The sequence below is a fragment of the Photobacterium sagamiensis genome, assembly GCF_050337085.1.
GTDB lineage: Bacteria > Pseudomonadota > Gammaproteobacteria > Enterobacterales > Vibrionaceae > Photobacterium > Photobacterium sagamiensis.
The window spans coordinates 25,531-42,581 of record NZ_JAKJSP010000024.1 but is presented as its reverse complement, the minus strand read 5'-3'; the positions used below and the strand labels follow the sequence as shown (position 1 = coordinate 42,581).

The 17,051-nt window shown below is 43.6% G+C and carries 12 protein-coding genes; 6 read left to right on the top strand and 6 right to left on the bottom strand.

Going from position 1 to position 17,051, the window contains the following annotated elements:
• The first annotated feature begins 279 nt into the window (after nucleotides 1-279).
• Nucleotides 280-957, top strand: coding sequence for a SanA/YdcF family protein (locus L4D76_RS12295; RefSeq protein WP_428441187.1), 678 nt, complete (start codon nucleotides 280-282; stop codon nucleotides 955-957).
• An 844-nt stretch (nucleotides 958-1,801) separates the two neighbouring features.
• Nucleotides 1,802-3,172 carry an SLC13 family permease gene (locus tag L4D76_RS12290; protein WP_428441186.1) on the top strand — a complete coding sequence of 457 codons (1,371 nt, stop codon included), beginning with the start codon at nucleotides 1,802-1,804 and terminating at the stop codon, nucleotides 3,170-3,172.
• Nucleotides 3,173-3,292: 120 nt separating this feature from the next.
• On the opposite strand, the gene L4D76_RS12285 is transcribed toward L4D76_RS12290, so the two are convergent.
• Nucleotides 3,293-4,276: a Gfo/Idh/MocA family protein gene (locus tag L4D76_RS12285; RefSeq protein WP_428441185.1), complete on the bottom strand. Its 984-nt coding sequence runs from the start codon at nucleotides 4,274-4,276 to the stop codon at nucleotides 3,293-3,295.
• A 397-nt stretch (nucleotides 4,277-4,673) separates the two neighbouring features.
• Between L4D76_RS12285 and L4D76_RS12280 the strand changes: the two genes are divergently transcribed.
• Nucleotides 4,674-5,756 (top strand): ketoacyl-ACP synthase III, encoded by a 1,083-nt coding sequence (locus tag L4D76_RS12280; RefSeq protein WP_428441184.1) that lies wholly within the window; start codon nucleotides 4,674-4,676, stop codon nucleotides 5,754-5,756.
• Nucleotides 5,757-5,833: 77 nt separating this feature from the next.
• On the opposite strand, the gene L4D76_RS12275 is transcribed toward L4D76_RS12280, so the two are convergent.
• From L4D76_RS12275 to L4D76_RS12260, 4 genes are all read right to left on the bottom strand, one after another.
• Entirely contained in the window at nucleotides 5,834-7,102 is a 1,269-nt protein-coding gene (locus L4D76_RS12275; RefSeq protein WP_428441183.1) for a GGDEF domain-containing protein, read from the bottom strand.
• A 217-nt stretch (nucleotides 7,103-7,319) separates the two neighbouring features.
• Nucleotides 7,320-8,561 (bottom strand): DEAD/DEAH box helicase, encoded by a 1,242-nt coding sequence (locus tag L4D76_RS12270; RefSeq protein ID WP_428441182.1) that lies wholly within the window; start codon nucleotides 8,559-8,561, stop codon nucleotides 7,320-7,322.
• 158 nt (nucleotides 8,562-8,719) lie between these two features.
• Nucleotides 8,720-9,631 (bottom strand): N-acetylglucosamine kinase, encoded by a 912-nt coding sequence (gene nagK, locus L4D76_RS12265; RefSeq protein WP_428441181.1) that lies wholly within the window; start codon nucleotides 9,629-9,631, stop codon nucleotides 8,720-8,722.
• A 337-nt stretch (nucleotides 9,632-9,968) separates the two neighbouring features.
• Nucleotides 9,969-10,706: a tRNA-uridine aminocarboxypropyltransferase gene (locus L4D76_RS12260; protein WP_428441180.1), complete on the bottom strand. Its 738-nt coding sequence runs from the start codon at nucleotides 10,704-10,706 to the stop codon at nucleotides 9,969-9,971.
• A 552-nt stretch (nucleotides 10,707-11,258) separates the two neighbouring features.
• On the opposite strand from L4D76_RS12260, the gene L4D76_RS12255 reads away from it, so the two are divergent.
• Genes L4D76_RS12255 through L4D76_RS12245 form a run of 3 tightly spaced genes read left to right on the top strand, consistent with a single transcriptional unit; the run spans nucleotide 11,259 to nucleotide 16,483 of the window.
• Nucleotides 11,259-12,326: an efflux RND transporter periplasmic adaptor subunit gene (locus L4D76_RS12255; protein ID WP_428441179.1), complete on the top strand. Its 1,068-nt coding sequence runs from the start codon at nucleotides 11,259-11,261 to the stop codon at nucleotides 12,324-12,326.
• A gap of 2 nt (nucleotides 12,327-12,328) precedes the next feature.
• Complete coding sequence (locus tag L4D76_RS12250) at nucleotides 12,329-13,408, top strand: efflux RND transporter periplasmic adaptor subunit (RefSeq protein ID WP_428441178.1); 1,080 nt, start codon at nucleotides 12,329-12,331, stop codon at nucleotides 13,406-13,408.
• A 3-nt stretch (nucleotides 13,409-13,411) separates the two neighbouring features.
• Complete coding sequence (locus L4D76_RS12245; RefSeq protein ID WP_428441177.1) at nucleotides 13,412-16,483, top strand: efflux RND transporter permease subunit; 3,072 nt, start codon at nucleotides 13,412-13,414, stop codon at nucleotides 16,481-16,483.
• A 195-nt stretch (nucleotides 16,484-16,678) separates the two neighbouring features.
• Here the strand turns inward: L4D76_RS12245 and L4D76_RS12240 are convergent, their stop codons facing one another.
• Nucleotides 16,679-17,023, bottom strand: a complete 345-nt coding sequence (locus tag L4D76_RS12240; RefSeq protein WP_428441176.1) for a DUF3802 family protein — start codon at nucleotides 17,021-17,023, stop codon at nucleotides 16,679-16,681.
• Between the last annotated feature and the right edge of the window lie 28 nt (nucleotides 17,024-17,051).

Genomic DNA, 17,051 nt, shown 5'->3' with positions numbered 1-17,051 from the left:
GAAGATGATTTCAGATGGAAAACCTGATAAACGCTAGAGAGAGATGTTTTAATATATGCGATGCATATCAAGCGTATTAAAACATACTGTATTTGGATGCTTCATGGCTTTCTTTCTGTTTCGTGGAGAAATGAATAGATGCACTTAGAAACGGCTCACCACGCGCCTTGATGTAGCCAGTAACAAATAAATACGATATAATTCAACGCATTATTAGCAACAGTATTTTAACAATTGATTAAGGTAGTATTACCTTCTCTGTTATAGATTAGGATGATTATGAAACTGCTCTCTTCGCTACGCATTTTTGCAGTTCTCTGTATCGTTTTATTGGGAATGACCTTAGTCATTGATCGGTGGGTTTCAGCTCAAACATCTGATCGTATTTTTAGTGATATCTCATCGATTCCAGCTCGCTCCATCGGGCTTGTATTAGGCACAAGCAAGTATATAGCCAAGTCTTTGAACCCGTATTATACCTACCGTATGACAGCGGCTCTGGAGCTATATAAGCAAGACAAAATTAAAGTTTTTTTGCTTAGCGGCGACAATGCTCACCGTTCATATAACGAGCCCTGGACAATGAAAAGAGACTTGTTGAGAGCTGGCATTCCTGAACAGGATATTGTGTTGGATTACGCAGGATTCAGGACTCTTGATTCAATAGTAAGAGCAAAAACTATTTTTGATGCGGACCACTTTTTGATCATTTCTCAGAAATTTCACTGTGAGCGGGCGTTATTCATTGCCCAAAACAACGACATAGATGCCATCTGCCTGGCCGCCCCAGAACCTAAAGGTATTGCTGGGTTAAAAATTCGCCTTCGAGAAGTACTGGCAAGAGTTAAAGCGGTCATTGATCTCTACATCTTAGACGTTAAGCCGCGCTTTCTTGGCCCAAAAGAGCCAATTGAAACATTACAGTTAGAACTTGAAGGGCCAGAACCAATTAATTAACATTTATTTAGTGATATTTAATACCAGTTGGGACAATTATCCCGATGAATATCAGACAGCAATTAAAAAATAGCCAATACGCAATTATATTGGCTATTTTTAATTAAAAACAATATTCATTATTCGCATATTAATGACAAAAACGAATAATCATTTATGCATTAGCATACTCTAATTTATCTTCTTTATCTGGAAATTCCTGTAGAAATTTTTCCCGAACTGCTTTGATATGTGCCTGTACGTCAGCGTGAACACGCTTACGCATTGGGGCATCCTTAGAACTCATAATAACCTAGCCTTAGGTATAATCCGTTAAATTGATGTTTTTGTTATATTTTCCATCAACGTTATAATACAAAAGGTACTTGGTTCATATCCATCGATTTTATCATCCAAACCAATTTATGTGACAATAGTCACGCTCTGTGTATTCCATTTACCGCCTTTCTGACCAATGTTTTTTTTGTAATTATAAATCGATAAGCTGTAACAATTTATTTCCTTATCATTCAAACAGTAAATATGAAAATAAAGGATTTATTATTAAGGAATGTTAATAGTCAGCATGAAACAATGAAGACAACCAATCTAATTATATCTTAAAGAATAAAAAGCCTGTCTGCATTGATAATACCTTATGACATCCTATGTTGATAAAGCACTCAACGGGTAGATCTCCACACATTACGCAACAATCACCTCACAATTCCCACAATAACCCCACCACGCAGGCAACAAATCACCATTCAATCATTAACATCGCAGCAATAACATGTAACATCCGTGGCAAAGATAACGTTGTGGTCCGTTTTATACACGACATAACCCATTGGAAGGAAAGTATATGACAGCCTTAACCCTGACACTGAAAAAGTGGCTACTTAATAGAAATAGCATGATATTCCTGGCTGATATTATGTTGTTTGCCATTCTGCTAAATACCCTGCCCTTTGATAAAAATGTTGTAGTCGGTCTGAGTATATTGGCCTTTGTTGCTGTCTTGTGGCTGACTGAAGCGGTACACGTCAGTATCACAGCGATCATCGTTCCCTTACTAGCTGTCGGTTTTGGAATATTCCAAACCCCACAAGCACTAAGCAACTTTGCAAACCCCATTATCTTCCTGTTTTTAGGTGGCTTTGCTTTAGCGGCAGCACTACATAAGCAAGAACTTGATAAAGCGATTGCAGACAAAGTACTGCTTATCGCCAAAGGAAGAATGTCTGTTGCCGTATTTATGCTTTTTGGTGTAACCGCAGGCCTTTCAATGTGGATCAGTAACACCGCAACCACTGCGATGATGTTGCCACTTGTGTTAGGTATTCTAAATAAAGTCAATGCCAAGAATGAGCGAAGCACCTATGTGTTTGTACTTTTAGGTATTGCTTATTGTGCAAGTATTGGTGGTATTGCAACCGTTGTTGGTAGCCCGCCAAATGCGATAGCAGCCGCTGAAGTTGGCTTAAGCTTTACTGAATGGATGGCCTTTGGTGTTCCCGTTGCACTTACCCTGCTTCCTATCACCGTTGCATTGTTGTATGCCATCGTAAAACCAAATTTAAAGCATACTTTCGAGCTTGATCATAAACCAGTTCAGTGGGATAACGGCAAGCTGATTACCCTGGCTATCTTTTCCTTAACCGTTTTCTTGTGGATTTTCAGCAAGCCCGTTAATGCATTTCTGGGTGGGTTCAGTAAATTCGATACCATAGTCGCTTTGCTTGCTGTTGTACTTCTAGGTGCTTCCCGTGTGGTCTCGTGGAAAGATATTGAAAAATCGACTGACTGGGGTGTGTTGCTGTTATTCGGTGGTGGTATCTGCCTGAGTAACATTCTTAAAGCAACAGGCACCAGTGTATTCCTGGCTCACAGCCTGAGTGGATTCCTTGAACAAGCTGGTTTGTTCTTCACTATCTTAGTTGTTGCCGGTTTCGTGGTGTTCTTAACTGAGTTCGCGAGCAACACAGCAAGTGCAGCTCTGCTTGTGCCGGTATTTGCAACAGTGGCTGAAGCTCTGGGGGTATCACCTGTGATCCTGTCAGCTCTGATTGCGGTCGCCGCTTCTTGTGCATTCATGCTGCCAGTGGCAACGCCGCCTAACGCTATCGTCTTTAGTTCTGGCCACATTAAACAGAGCGAGATGATGAGAGTCGGTATTTACCTCAACATTGCCTGTATTATTGCACTTACGCTGTTTGCCTGGATGTTCTGGTGAGCACTTAGATAAATATAATAATGAGTACTACGTTCCCTACTCAGGTGGCCTTACTGGCCACCTTTTTAGCTTATCTCAATCCGAGTTATGTTCATCACATAAATTGGTATAGCAGCCTACTCAAACAATTTCGTCAGCAGGATAACGAACACCTATAATTTCACGGGCTCGGGTAATTATCGCACTTACAATTTGCGTTCGCGCCAGGCCTGGATGCATGGTTCGCTGCTGTTCAATTAATCGCGCAAACTCCTCCGCTTCATAGATCATAGTATTGTCACTCTGCACTTGTGACAACGTCACTGGCGGTTCACCAGTTCGGTGCAATTCAACCGACTCACACTCTGAAATAGCATGAACCAGCAATGTACCTTGTTCACCTTGCAGTTCACTCGGAACATAGCCATTACTAACTTTCGAGTGGGTTATAACTGCGTCAAAATCATTATAATGAAGCACTAAAGTACCATGCGCATCAACACCTGAGTGAAGCATTATTCCCTGAGCCGTAAAGCTGTTTGGCTCGCCAAATAAGGCAATGGCCGCACTCAACGGGTAGATACCTATATCCATTAATGACCCGTTTGAAAATTCGGGATTAAATGTATTGGGATTTTCGCCATTAAGGAACCTGAGATAACGGGAAGAATACTGGCAGTAGGTGAAATGTACTTTTCTCAACCTACCCAGCTTAGGAAGCGCTTCTCGGATCACCTTAAAATTCGGGGTATAGCTTGTTTTTAATGCTTCAAATAACACAACCCCTTTTTCTTGCGCCAATGAAATAATATTTTCAACTTCATGGATATTCGAGGCTAACGGCTTCTCTCCGATAACATGTTTGCCGTGCTCAATGAACAACTTAGCTTGCGAGGCATGAAGTGAATTAGGACTTGCGATGTATACTGCGTCAATAGTATCACTGGCAGCCATCTCTTCCAGGCTATCAAAGCAGTTTGTGATGTTGTACTTGGTGGCAAACTCTGTTGCTCGATCTAACTGACGGGAAAACACTGCTGTTAGTTGCAGCTTTTGAGAGGCGTGAGCACCTTCTATGAATTTTTCGGTAATCCAATTGGTACCAATTACACCAAAACGTATCATTGTATTCCCTACTTGCTAAACAAACTGATGTTTTGTCATTATCCACGTAACGAACTGAAGGTAAATTAATATATTCAGCGAGAATTCACCGGCTTTCAGTCAAGGCAACCATTCCTATACATTTCGTTCGAACTGAGTTCCCAGAAGAAGCTCTGAATCTCACATCTTGAGGTGGTTTGGGTATATGATTTACCGGCTGATATTAGCATTACACCAGAATTTGACTGCAGTACTATGTATGAAGTTACAAAGTATGAAGTTACAAGCGCAACCCGGCTATCAACATAAAGCATTTAGCAGATTACTTACCGCGTTCTGCCTCATAATATGTCTGTTAGTACCGTCCTAGAACTGTGCTGCATTAGCCCATGAACAATAGTGAAGAGAATAGAATAGAATGTATTACGCTGAAATCACTGGCTGGGGAAAATGTCTACCTCCGGCCGTTTTAACAAATGACGAGCTGAGTACTTTTGTCGATACCTCTGATGAGTGGATTCAAACCCGCACGGGGATTGAATCACGCCATATCAGCCATGTTAACACCTCGAAACTAGCCGAAATTGCAGGTGCCCGCGCCTTAGCCGCTGCTGGTATTGATGCTGACGAACTTGATCTTATTATTGTCGCAACCTGCTCACCGGATACATTAATCCCTAATATTGCCTCAAAGGTTCAACTTGACCTAGGTGCAAGCAGAGCCGCGGCATTCGATATGAATGCAGCTTGTACCGGCTTTCTTTATGGTCTTGAAACCGCCACTCGTATGATCCAGGCGGGTAACTACCAACATGCTTTGGTCATTGGTGCAGAACGTTTATCCTGGTATTTAGATTGGAGCAAACGCGACACCGCAGTGTTATTCGGTGATGGTGCGGGTGCCGTTGTATTAAGTAAAAGTGAAAAGCCGGTTGGCGTACTACAGGCGCAATTAGGTTGTGATCCTAAAGGGCGGGATGTCTTAGCCATTCCTGAATTTGGTACGGGAATGGACCGGTTTAATCCTGAAGCCGGACATTTTGATTTCCACTTTGTCGGCCGTGATATTTTCCGTCGTGCGGTTCGGGGCATGGGATCGGCTGCCAATACCGTACTTGACCGCGCTCAGCTTAACAGTAGTGATATTGACATCGTTATTCCACATCAGGCGAATAGGCGTATTATCGAAGCACTGTGCGAACACGCTAAGATCCCACTGGATAAAGCATTTATTAATATTCAAAAATATGGCAATACATCAGCTGCCACGGTGCCAATTGCACTTTGTGAAGCTGTCGAAGAAGGCTGTATTAAACCTAATAGCAAAATATTATCAGCAGCATTTGGGGCCGGACTGACCTGGGGTGCCACGGTAATTCAGTGGGGAGAACGTACCACACCAGTCTATCAATCCGACATTGAATTACCGGTATGTGAACAATCAGCCAAAGAGTTACTCCAAAACGCCATTGAGCACTGCATTACTCAAAAAGAGAGATAATCATCGTCTTTCATTTCATACAAAAGAGCCAGTTTGTTTGACTGGCTCTTCATCTATTCACTTAATTAAAAAATAGATCAGGCAACCTCAACCCGGTTTCTTCCCAGCTGTTTGGCCTTATAAAGTGCTTTATCCGCTCTTGCTATTAAAGATTCAAGATCTTCATCACCCAGCTCGGCAACACCTACACTACAGGTAATCACTTTTCCCTCTGCCCATCGATAAGATTCAACAATCGAACGTATTAATTGGCTGAGTTCAACAGCGCCAGCCAGCGTTGTGATCGGACAGAAAATAATAAACTCTTCACCACCCCACCGCACGAATACGTCGGATTTGCGAATTCGCTTAGAAATCAATTCAGCGAAAACTTTCAGAGTCTCGTCCCCTTCCTGGTGTCCGAAAGAATCATTAATAGCTTTAAAGTGATCGATATCCAGATAGATAATTGAGAATGGTTGATCATTATCTTTCGAATATTCAGTGATCTGTTCTAACCACTCATTGATACCATTTCGATTTCTAACTCCTGTTAACGTATCATTGTAAGCAAGGTCTTCAAAAATCTGGCTTTTTTCATAAAGATTTCGATTAGCATGACGTAACATTGAAGCTCTTTCTTCAGTCGCCACCAAATAACGACGTAATTGCCACTGTTCTATACATAAGAACACAATCGCAACACTGACCCAAAGAACAACAAGGAACTTCATCAGGTTTGACTCTGAAATCCACTCACCATAAAAAACTAACTTGTTAAGCTTAATCGTGTATGTTGCTTCTTTTACATAACTCCCCGTTGCAATTTCTATGAACGTGACGTTATCAAATTGCGCGCCAGACTTTTCTATTGGCACCTGATATTCGGCAATCCACCATGACAAAACCTGAAATGCCCTTAACGGAATAACCGACAAACCCGATTTTTGATCTGGCGTATACTCAATCGCATTAAACTTTAACGAAACCGGATCACTTTCTTCTGAGTAGGAAGAATCATAATTTCTAAGATAAACACGCAAGCGTTCATTCTCTACCGGGCTATCGTAATCAACATCGATACCGATTGAATGGTATTTCTGGAGATCAATCCCTTCATTGGTTTCTGATAAAACAATTGCTATTTCGCAAAATGGCCATTGAGCCGTTTTCTCAATCTGACAGGTCAGCGTTAATGATTGATCGCCAAAATTCAGCTCAGACTTTGTCGTTCCTCCCTGACTGGTATCATCAACAATCTTAAAGGAGGCGTTCTGGGGGGAAATCACTAACTCTTTTTCTGCACCGCCCAGCCAATACCAAAGAGAAGTCGCAGCAGTAAAAAAAATGAGAAAGTATGTTGCCAAACGAAGACACCGTGTAAGTATCATCACTCCTCTCGCCTCTATTTAATCACTAATAAAATAAATAACTTTCAGTAAACCCTAGCTAAACTAGGGTCCGTTTATCTATCAACATAATTACTGCTGATGAGTGCTTTTTCAGCTAACAAGGCGGAAAATCTGCCATGTAGTTAGCCTACTTAATATCTGACAACGAAGTTAGATTGAAAATAGCCAACAATTAGCGCAACCGGCGACCACGATTCTTATGGATTTTACTTTTTGCTTTGGCCCTGCGCTTCTCTAATATTGAGCTACGACGATTATCCGTTGGTGCCTGCGTTGGATCCGGTTCGTAACCTTCTAACCATTCCTGAGGTAATCGGTTATCGAGTAGTTCTTCAATCGCTCGCAGTGCCCACTCTTCATCATGGCTCATTAATGAAATAGCACGCCCCGTCAAGCCTGCACGGCCCGTTCGACCGATACGATGGACATAGTCCTCAGCTTTAAAAGGCATATCATAATTGACCACAAAGCCAAGCTGTTCAATATCAAGCCCTCGAGCTGCAACATCTGTTGCAACTAACGCTCTGACCTTTCCATCTTTGAATTCTGACAACGCACGCTGTCTGGCGCCCTGACTCTTATCGCCGTTAATTGAAACCGCTTTAATTCCATCTAAAGAGAGCTCTTTCGCCAGCGTATCTGAACCTTGCTTTGTTTTGGTGAAAATCAGTACCTGATGCCAGTTTCTGGCTCCGATCAAGTGTGACAGTAATTCACGCTTGCGATGTTTATCGACCGGGTACACTATTTGCTCAACACTATCTGCAGCACTGTTAGCCGGCGTTACTTCAATCAATTTAGGCTCGTTAAGGATCGTGTATGCAAGCGTCTTAACTTGTTTTGAGAAAGTCGCAGAGAAAAACAGAGTCTGACGCTGCGCAGGCATTCGCTTCATAATACGTTTTATGTCTACGAGAAAACCCATGTCTAACATACGATCGGCTTCATCAAGTACTAAACACTCAACACGGGACAGATCAACCGTGCCGACAAAAGCGTGATCCAATAAACGACCCGGGGTAGCAATCAGAATATCAACACCCGCTTTCAGCGCCTTAACCTGAACACCCATGCTGGTACCACCGTAAGCAACTGCCACGTTTACCGGTACATTTTTACTATAAGAAACTACGCTATCGTATACTTGCTGTGCTAATTCACGGGTTGGCGTTAGAACTAAGGCTCGAATGGCATTGGCTTTTTTTTCTGTATCATTAGTTGCCAGCAAACGATGCAGCATGGGTAAAGCAAATGCAGCCGTTTTACCGGTTCCTGTTTGTGCACCGGCCATAATGTCATGCCCTTCCAACACTTGTGGTATGGCTTGTTGCTGAACGGGCGTTGGCGTATTAAAACCTAGCTCAGTGACGGCATCGACTAACTGGCTATTCAGGCCTAATGCTTGGAATGACATTATTTTTTCCTACAAATGAAACGGTAAAGAGCGCGAATTCTAGCAGATATGTTTTGACCAATCACATTTAATGAATGTGATGAAATCTTCAGATACAAAAAAAGCACCGTTCCGGTGCTTTTTATCGGTGAAGCAGTGATTATACCAATTGGTATTGGTTACTTCTGAATATTCAGGAAAGCTGCTCCGCGAACACCGCCCGCATCACCGTGTTTTGCTTTAACAATCTTCGGTACACGCGAAACAGAGAGTAGATGTTTAGGTATACGCTTAGGTAGCTCTTCGTAAATAAGCTCAAAGTTGGATAAACCGCCACCTAATACAACAACGTGCGGGTCTAAACCGGTAAACAGATTGGCAAAACAAATTGCCAGCAATTCCATAAAGCGTTCAACATGCTCGACGGCTTTTTCTTCACCTTCAGCATGAAGCTTGATGATCTCAATCGCTTTCAGCTTTTCACCATAATAGTGAGCATAAAGCTGCTCAAAACCACGACCAGACAAGTAGTTATCGATACAACCTTTATTGTCACAGCCACAGCTAAATAGCGGGGCCTTTTCACCTAAGTGGAACCATGCATCGATAGGCATACGCGTATGGCCCAGTTCACCGGCAACGTGGTTCATGCCCGAAAACACTTTGCCATCAAACACTAAGCCGCCACCAAAACCCGTACCCAGGATCAAACCTAATACTGATTTTTCACCTTGCAGCGATTCGTCCCATGCTTCAGACAGCGCAAAACAATTTGCATCGTTATCGATAGCCACGCTGCGACCTAGCTTTTCTTCTAGATCTTTACGTAGGAAGCGCCCTTTTGCAGCAGGAATGTTGGTGGTTAATACCGAACCATCACGGGCATCTTCTATTCCAGGAATACCGATACCGACAAACCCTTCGCAGCCAAATTTCTGATCGGCTTTTTGGATGATATCAACAATAGTATCAACCAGTTTATCGTAATTATCACCAGGTGTTGCTACACGCTCTGTTGCTACACGCTCAAGTTTTTCATTAAATGCACCAAATTCAATCTTGGTTCCGCCTACATCAAAGCCGTAGTACATCTTTCACTCCCTAAATTTAAAATAAAACCTTTCATTCAAAACTTGATCGTCGCTGTTCACTGCAACTATTTCGTTCAAGAACAAAAATTGTTATTGAGCGAAATAGCAGAAAGTTTTTAGCCAACAAAACTGAAAAAATTATCCACACTTCTACACCTACAGACTGTGACCAATGGCTAATTTAGTGTGCGATTTTACGGTAGCCGCTCGCGTTTGCTGAAAGAAACAGCAAAGTGTTGCATTTCATGCCGTATTGCACTCATTTTCAGCTTGTATTTTTACCAAAGAAATCCATTTCTTTGTGGTTATATCCAGTAACTTCAATGCAGAATTCGGTTCAGGCCGCCGTGGATTCGAGATTTGTTGCCAATTTATCTTTCAGTATGTTAATTGCTGAATCAGCAGGTAACAGACGGTTCATTTTTCCGGTCATATAGTTTTCACGGAACACATCAAACCAAAGATCAAGAATTTCTGCATTATCGCTTTCACCAAACAAATCAATAATACGAGCTGCAACCTCGGCGGTACCAAGCTGATTCTCTTTTGACGCTTCCCTTACTTTGTAGCGCGAAGGCTTTTCCGGGCTAATCGACAGCACCGGAAATCGATCCAGATACGGACTTTTACGAAACATTTTCTTTGCTTCTGCCCAGCTGCCATCGAGCATGATAAATAGCGGACGTTTGCCCTCGTCCAGCTCAACGTGAGTCGCTATTCGCTCAGGTGCGGCATATTCGGCGGGAAAAACCACATAAGGCTGCCACTGCGGATCATTGAGCAGCTCCAGCATTGCCTGATTGGGCTCGGTACGAGACCAGATATAAGCAAACGTGTCTTCAAACAGATCTGCAATGAGTCGTCCCGTATTACTCGGTTTTAGAATCTCATCATCAAACATCACCAACAAAAAAGCAGCATCAGAGTTAACTGCTGGTTTTTCACTACAGATGCAGAGATGGGTACGTAACATACAATGACGACAACGCTCTACTTTGCAGCCTCGCGCTCGAAATGGTCGGGTTGAACGAGCAAGTCGTTCTTCATATAAATCATGTACAGCGTGAATGCGCATAGCGGCTCATTATCTAATAACAAAACGCCAGCATTTTACTGGCGCGTGATTTTGTTGCAATCAAAAGTCGCATTCTGCGGGAAAATAATGTGTGTCGATTCAAACGCGATCTGAGACTTGTCGAACGTCGTTGCTATCTTTTTTACAATCAGCAACAAGATAATACGTGTTTTATGGCATATCACTTAGCATTCAGCATCGATTCAATGTATTAGAGTTATGCTTTTGATCAATGGATTAACGCTGAACCACTGCTAATTGTTTATGTTTGTTATTATTTTGAAATCCTTCCTTAGCTGAGCAATTTGCTCAGCTTTTTTTTGTATTGGATATAAATAACAAAGCACTTTATATGCAACTGGTATAAAGTTGATAGTGTGTGAAAGGGAAATGTCTGTATGGAAGCGGACAACGTAACTATACAGAGTTGGTGTGGCATATGCCCATCTCATAAAAATCATTTGTTACGTAGTCATTTAGGACTAACTCGACACAGAAGAATCAGTTGTCCACTACAATATTGTCACAATCGCTAAAAGGTATATTTTAAATATGAAATCGCGTTATATCAGGGCTTGCTTGCTGACAGCCGGACTGCTTTTTCTTACTGCCTGCGGGAGTGAAAAAGAGGTCGAGAGCAAGCCTGATTACCCAAGGCCGGTGAAGCTGATGCAGATCCAAATTGGTGATAGTCAAAAAGAGCGAATATTACCGGGAGAGATACAGGCGTCAGATCAAGCGATACTTTCTTTTCGCGTTGCGGGTGAAGTGAACGAAATATTGGTTCGACCCGGGGCTGAAGTTAAGGCAGGTGATCTGTTGGCAACTTTAGATCCTGCTATGTACGAGCAGGCATATCAGGTTGCAAAAGCACAATATGAATTAGCTCGAGTTCTTTATAAAAGAGCTAAGCAGCTGGTGGGTAAAGGTTTTATCTCCCGAAATGATTTTGATAAGTCTAAGAGCCTACTCGCTACCGCTCGATCTGCGTTAGATAAGACGAGTAACGATCGCGACTACACCAAGTTGCTGGCACCTTATGACGGTGCTATCTCGGCTCGTTACTCTGAAGAGTTTGAGTTTGTCAGCGAAAAGCAGCAGGTATTGGGAATTCAAACGGAATCCTCCATTGATGTCAGCTTTCAGTTGGCTGAGCAATATATAGGTGCGTTGCAACGTGTACAAAAGCAAGGAGAAGGCACACCCAAAGCTGAGATTAATTTTGAGGGAAAAGATCAGTGGTTTGAAGCTCACCTTAAAGAACTGAGCACAGTCGCGGATCCATCAACAGCAAGCTATACCGTTGTTGTCACTTTGCCGGTTCCTGAGCAGGTAAATGTTTTGTCTGGTATGAATGCAAAAGTGAAAATACTGATACCTGCTCCAGCCAATAGTAAGTCACCTGAAATCCCTGCGGGCGCTTTAGTCCAGGACAATGGTCAGAATTTTGTTTTTCGTTGGTTACCTGATAGCAGCAAACTGGAAAAAGTAACGGTAGAGCTTGCTGACGGTCGATTAGTCGAAGGCTTACAAGATGGTGACTGGCTAGTGACGACCGGTGCAGCTGAATTGGAAGATGGCCAAACCGCTGTGCGTTGGGTTAAAGAGCGGGGGCTGTAGCCATGAAGATGAAATTTTTAGCGATAACGTTATTGAGTTGCACCGCCCTGCTGGGGTGCAGTGATGAAGTTGAATTTGAAACAAAAATTGCTCGCGTTGAGGTATTCCAGCTTCCGGAACCTAAGAACGAGGTAGGGCGCGTATTTAATGGTGTCGCGAAAGCGCATGATCTGGCGGAGCTCTCTTTTCGTGTTGACGGAAAAATTGCGGAGATCCCTGTCTCTAAAGGGGCGCTTGTTAAAAAAGGCGACTTGTTAGCGGTTTTAGATAAGAGTGACTATGAAATTGCGCTCAATGATCGCCGTGCCAGAAAGGAGCAGACCTATAACCAGTACCGGCGTGGCAAGTCGTTGCTGAAGCAAAAACTGATGCCTCAGTCTGAATACGACAAGATGCGTGCTGAGTATTTGGTGGCTAAGGCTGAGTTCCGAATGGCTGAACTTGCGCTGGAGTATACCGAGTTAAGGGCGCCCTTTGACGGTATTGTTGGCGATGTGTTCCTCGATGCTTTTGAAAATATCCAGCCGGGTGTTTCTGTTTTGAGCATGCACAAAATTGACTTGATCGAAGTGGATGTACAAGTACCCGATATGATCCTTGCCGTCGCGATACGGGAGGAGAAAAGACAAGGAAGGCGTTTTTTTGATGTGACGTTTGAAGCCTATCCCGATATCACGTTTGAAGGTAGACCTTTGGAATTGAATATGACCAAGGATCCCGTGACTCACAGCTATATCGCCACTTTGGCAGTTGATTTTGACCCTGAGCACAAGGTGCTTGAAGGTATGCCAGCCAGAGTAAATGTTGATTTGGGGGATGTGACTTACACCTACAGTCGCGAGTACCTGGTACCTGTTAATGCGGTACTGATGCAAGATGGACTGTCGCTAGATAAGCAAATTGCCAATGTCTGGGTATATCAAAGTGATAGCCAGACAGTAACTCGCCGAGAGGTCCGTTTAGGTACCCTTGTGGGCGATATGATAGAAATTACAGCAGGTTTGCAGGACGGAGAAGTGATCATATCTGACGGAGCTTCACGTTTGACCGAAGGCCAGAAAGTCGAACGGATAGAAGGATAACCGATGAATATTGCAAGTTATTTTGTAAAAAACAGCATCATAAGCTGGATGTTTACTCTGATCCTGCTGATTGGCGGGGGAATGTCATTTTTAGGTTTGGGCCAGCTGGAAGATCCGCCTTTTACCATTAAAGATGCCGTTGTCGTGACGATTTATCCAGGGGCTACCGCTACAGAAGTCGAGGAAGAGGTCACCTACCCTATTGAGAAGGCGATTCAGGCTCTGTCTTATGTGGATGATATTGTCTCCATTAGCACACCCGGCATGTCTCAAATCACTGTGACCATGAAAAACACTTATGGTCCGGATGAGTTACCTCAAATCTGGGATGAGCTGCGACGTAAAGTGGGAGACATGACGAGCCAGTTGCCGCCTGGGGTTTATACACCATTGGTTAATGACGACTTTGGTGATGTTTATGGCGTCATGCTGATGGCCAGTGGCGATGATTACAGCTACAAAGATCTGTTGGATTATGTCGATTATGTGAAACGTGAATTGGAGCTGGTTCCTGGCGTCAGTAAAGTCACGCTGGCGGGACAGCAGCAAGAGCAGGTATTTATTGAAATATCTTTAAATAAACTGGCTTCGTTCCAAATCGATCCAACCCTTATTAACAATCTACTTAACTCCCAGAATATGGTGGTTGACTCAGGCAATATTCGTATTGCCGGTGAGAACTTAAGCCTGCGTCCGACAGGCGCTTTTCAATCTGTCGAAGAGTTAGGCGACCTTATCATTCCCGGCACATCAAAAGATAAGCTTATCTACCTAAAAGATGTCGCAACTATCCACCGTGGATTTCAGGAAATACCCGATCACCTCGTTACTTTTAACCAGAGCCAGGCTATCAATATCGGCATCTCGTTTACCCAGGGTGTTAACGTTGTCGCGGTAGGTAAAGCGGTTAACGATAAATTAGCAGATATTGATTTTGCCCGCCCTGCTGGTATGACTATGGAGTTTATGTATAACCAGCCGGTGGAAGTTGATAACTCGGTTCGTGATTTTGTTTTGAACCTGTTAGCTGCTGTCGTGATTGTTATTGTTGTGCTGCTGATATTTATGGGAATAAAGAGTGGTATCCTGATTGGATTAATTCTCTTTTTGACCTGCTTAGGCACATTTATCCTGATGCTTCAGGCAGAAATAGAGCTGCAGCGTATATCCCTCGGTGCACTCATTATTGCATTGGGGATGCTGGTCGATAATGCCATCGTGGTTGTTGAAGGGATCCTGATGGGGCGCCAGCGTGGTCAATCCACGCTTGAAGCGGCAAAAGCCATTGTTGGTCAGACGATGTGGCCGCTGTTTGGTGCAACGATTGTCGCTATTACAGCCTTTGCGCCTATTGGTCTTTCACCTGACTCTACGGGTGAATTTGCCGGCTCTTTGTTCTGGGTTCTGCTATTTTCCCTGATCTTATCTTGGGTAACCGCAATTACCTTAACCCCGTTTTTTGCCCAGCTCTTTTTTGGCAAAGAGGGAGAAGCGCAGAGCGGTGACGAAGAAAGTGATCCCTATAAAGGTGCTTTCTTTGTCGGCTATAAAGTCTTGCTTGATGTCTGCATGAGATTCCGCTGGGTATCGGTAATTGCTGTTGTGGTAGCTTTTGCCATCTCAATTCTGGGCTTCGGTTATGTAAAACAGTCTTTCTTCCCGCCTTCAACGACACCAATCTTCCTGGTGGATGTCTGGCTGCCGGAGGGAACGGATATTCGTGAAACCCGTGAAGCCGTTGCGGGTATGGAGCAAACGGCAAGCAAACTGGATAATGTTGAATTTATTTCATCCAGTGTCGGTAAAGGTTTTCAGCGGTTTATGCTGACCTATGAGCCACAGAAAAGTTATGCCGCTTTTGCTCAGATAGCAATACGCACATCAGAGTTTGATACGCTTGGCCCTGTGATGTCGGCGTATCGTCATCAAATCGAGGCTGACTTCCCGCAAGCCCAGTTTAAGTTCAAGCGACTGGAAATAGGTCCGGCAACGGACGCTAAAATTGAGGCAAGGATCCAAGGTGCCGATCCCGATGTACTGCGCGATATTGCCGTTGAAGTGATGGCGATATTTAATGCCACCCCGGGCACGGTGAACGTGCGTCACGATTGGCGGGAAAGGGCTAAATTTATTGAACCTAAGTTTAATGAAACTCAGGCTCGGCGCTTAGGTATCGATAAGGCGGATATCGATCATACCCTGAATCATGCGTTTGCGGGGCAACAAACCGGGCTATATCGTGAAGGCACTAAACTCTTGCCTATCGTAACGCGTTTGCCAGATGAAGAACGGGTCGATATCGAGTCTATCGATAGCCTGCGGATCTGGAGCCCGGCACTATCGGTCTATGTACCGATGCAGCAAGTGATAAATGGCTTTGATGTTAAATTTGAAGATCAAATTATTCAGCGTCGCGATCGGAAACGTACCTTAACCGTATTTGCCGATGCTGATTTTGAATATGACATTTTGCCTGCTGAGCTATTTGCGAAGGTGCGCCCTCAGGTAGAAGCGATAAAACTTCCACCTGGTTACGAGCTGAGCTGGGGGGGGGAATATGAGTCGTCTGGTGATGCAAGTGCCGCGCTGTTTGCTTCATTGCCGATGGGCTTTATGATGATGTTCCTGATCACCGTGTTCCTGTTTAACTCGATACGAAAGCCTCTGGTTATCTGGTGCTGCGTACCGCTAGCCATGATAGGCATCACTATGGGTCTGCTGGTGATGGGAACGCCGTTTGGTTTTATGGCATTGCTTGCGATGCTAAGTCTGTCTGGTATGTTGCTTAAAAATGGTATTGTCCTGCTCGATCAGATAAATCTTGATATTTCAAGTGGCAAAGAACCGTTTCAGGCGGTATTTGAATCAACGGTAAGTCGTGTACGTCCTGTCTGCATGGCGGCGATCACGACGATTTTAGGCATGTTGCCACTGGTTACGGATGCTTTCTTCGAATCGATGGCCGCGGTGATCATGTTTGGTTTAGGTGTTGCAACCATACTGACTCTGCTCATTGTGCCAGTGCTCTATACGATCTTCTTTAGTATTAAGTACCGTAGTTACAAAGAGTTCTAATTTTGACTCGTCGCTAGATACCAATCCCCGAACGCACTTGATGCTTCGGGGATTTTTATTCGAACTCACCTCACCCGCAGTGAAAGACGTGTAGTCCTTGTTTTTGTCGCGAATAGGCGGTCAAAAAGTATCCAAACGACAAAAATAAAAAAGACGACCTAAGCCGTCTTTATCACTGATATATTCATCGGGCTATTAATCGTGCAGACCGATCGCACTATCAAACAGATTTTTTACCAACCCAATATAGTCTTCTAAGAAGGCAATCTGTTCGTTCGTCGGACACCGACGCCATGCGCCGGCTAATACTTCACTCAGATCATCAACCACCGCGTCCGCTTCTCGCATCAGCATAAAGCGAAAATCTGATTCTAAGTCAGGATTTTGAGAGAACACTGCCATTAAGTTCGTTGCAATCATATCGGTCACAACATCTTCAACGGTATCTGTAGATACATCAGAACTCACCCTTTCAAACAGCGAAAGGTGCTCGGTAAAATATTCAATCAGCGCGTGATAACCTTCAGATTCAACAACCATAATGATTCATTCATAGTACTTATAATTT

Bases quoted from the DNA above. Each gene is read 5' to 3' on its own strand.
- L4D76_RS12245 (WP_428441177.1), top strand. From the start codon at position 13,412: ATGAATATTGCAAGTTATTTTGTAAAAAACAGCATCATAAGCTGGATG.
- L4D76_RS12250 (WP_428441178.1), top strand. From the start codon at position 12,329: ATGAAGATGAAATTTTTAGCGATAACGTTATTGAGTTGCACCGCCCTG.
- L4D76_RS12270 (WP_428441182.1), bottom strand. From the start codon at position 8,561: ATGTCATTCCAAGCATTAGGCCTGAATAGCCAGTTAGTCGATGCCGTC.
- L4D76_RS12290 (WP_428441186.1), top strand. From the start codon at position 1,802: ATGACAGCCTTAACCCTGACACTGAAAAAGTGGCTACTTAATAGAAAT.
- L4D76_RS12280 (WP_428441184.1), top strand. From the start codon at position 4,674: ATGTATTACGCTGAAATCACTGGCTGGGGAAAATGTCTACCTCCGGCC.
- L4D76_RS12260 (WP_428441180.1), bottom strand. From the start codon at position 10,706: ATGCGCATTCACGCTGTACATGATTTATATGAAGAACGACTTGCTCGT.
- L4D76_RS12255 (WP_428441179.1), top strand. From the start codon at position 11,259: ATGAAATCGCGTTATATCAGGGCTTGCTTGCTGACAGCCGGACTGCTT.
- nagK (WP_428441181.1), bottom strand. From the start codon at position 9,631: ATGTACTACGGCTTTGATGTAGGCGGAACCAAGATTGAATTTGGTGCA.
- L4D76_RS12285 (WP_428441185.1), bottom strand. From the start codon at position 4,276: ATGATACGTTTTGGTGTAATTGGTACCAATTGGATTACCGAAAAATTC.
- L4D76_RS12240 (WP_428441176.1), bottom strand. From the start codon at position 17,023: ATGGTTGTTGAATCTGAAGGTTATCACGCGCTGATTGAATATTTTACC.
- L4D76_RS12295 (WP_428441187.1), top strand. From the start codon at position 280: ATGAAACTGCTCTCTTCGCTACGCATTTTTGCAGTTCTCTGTATCGTT.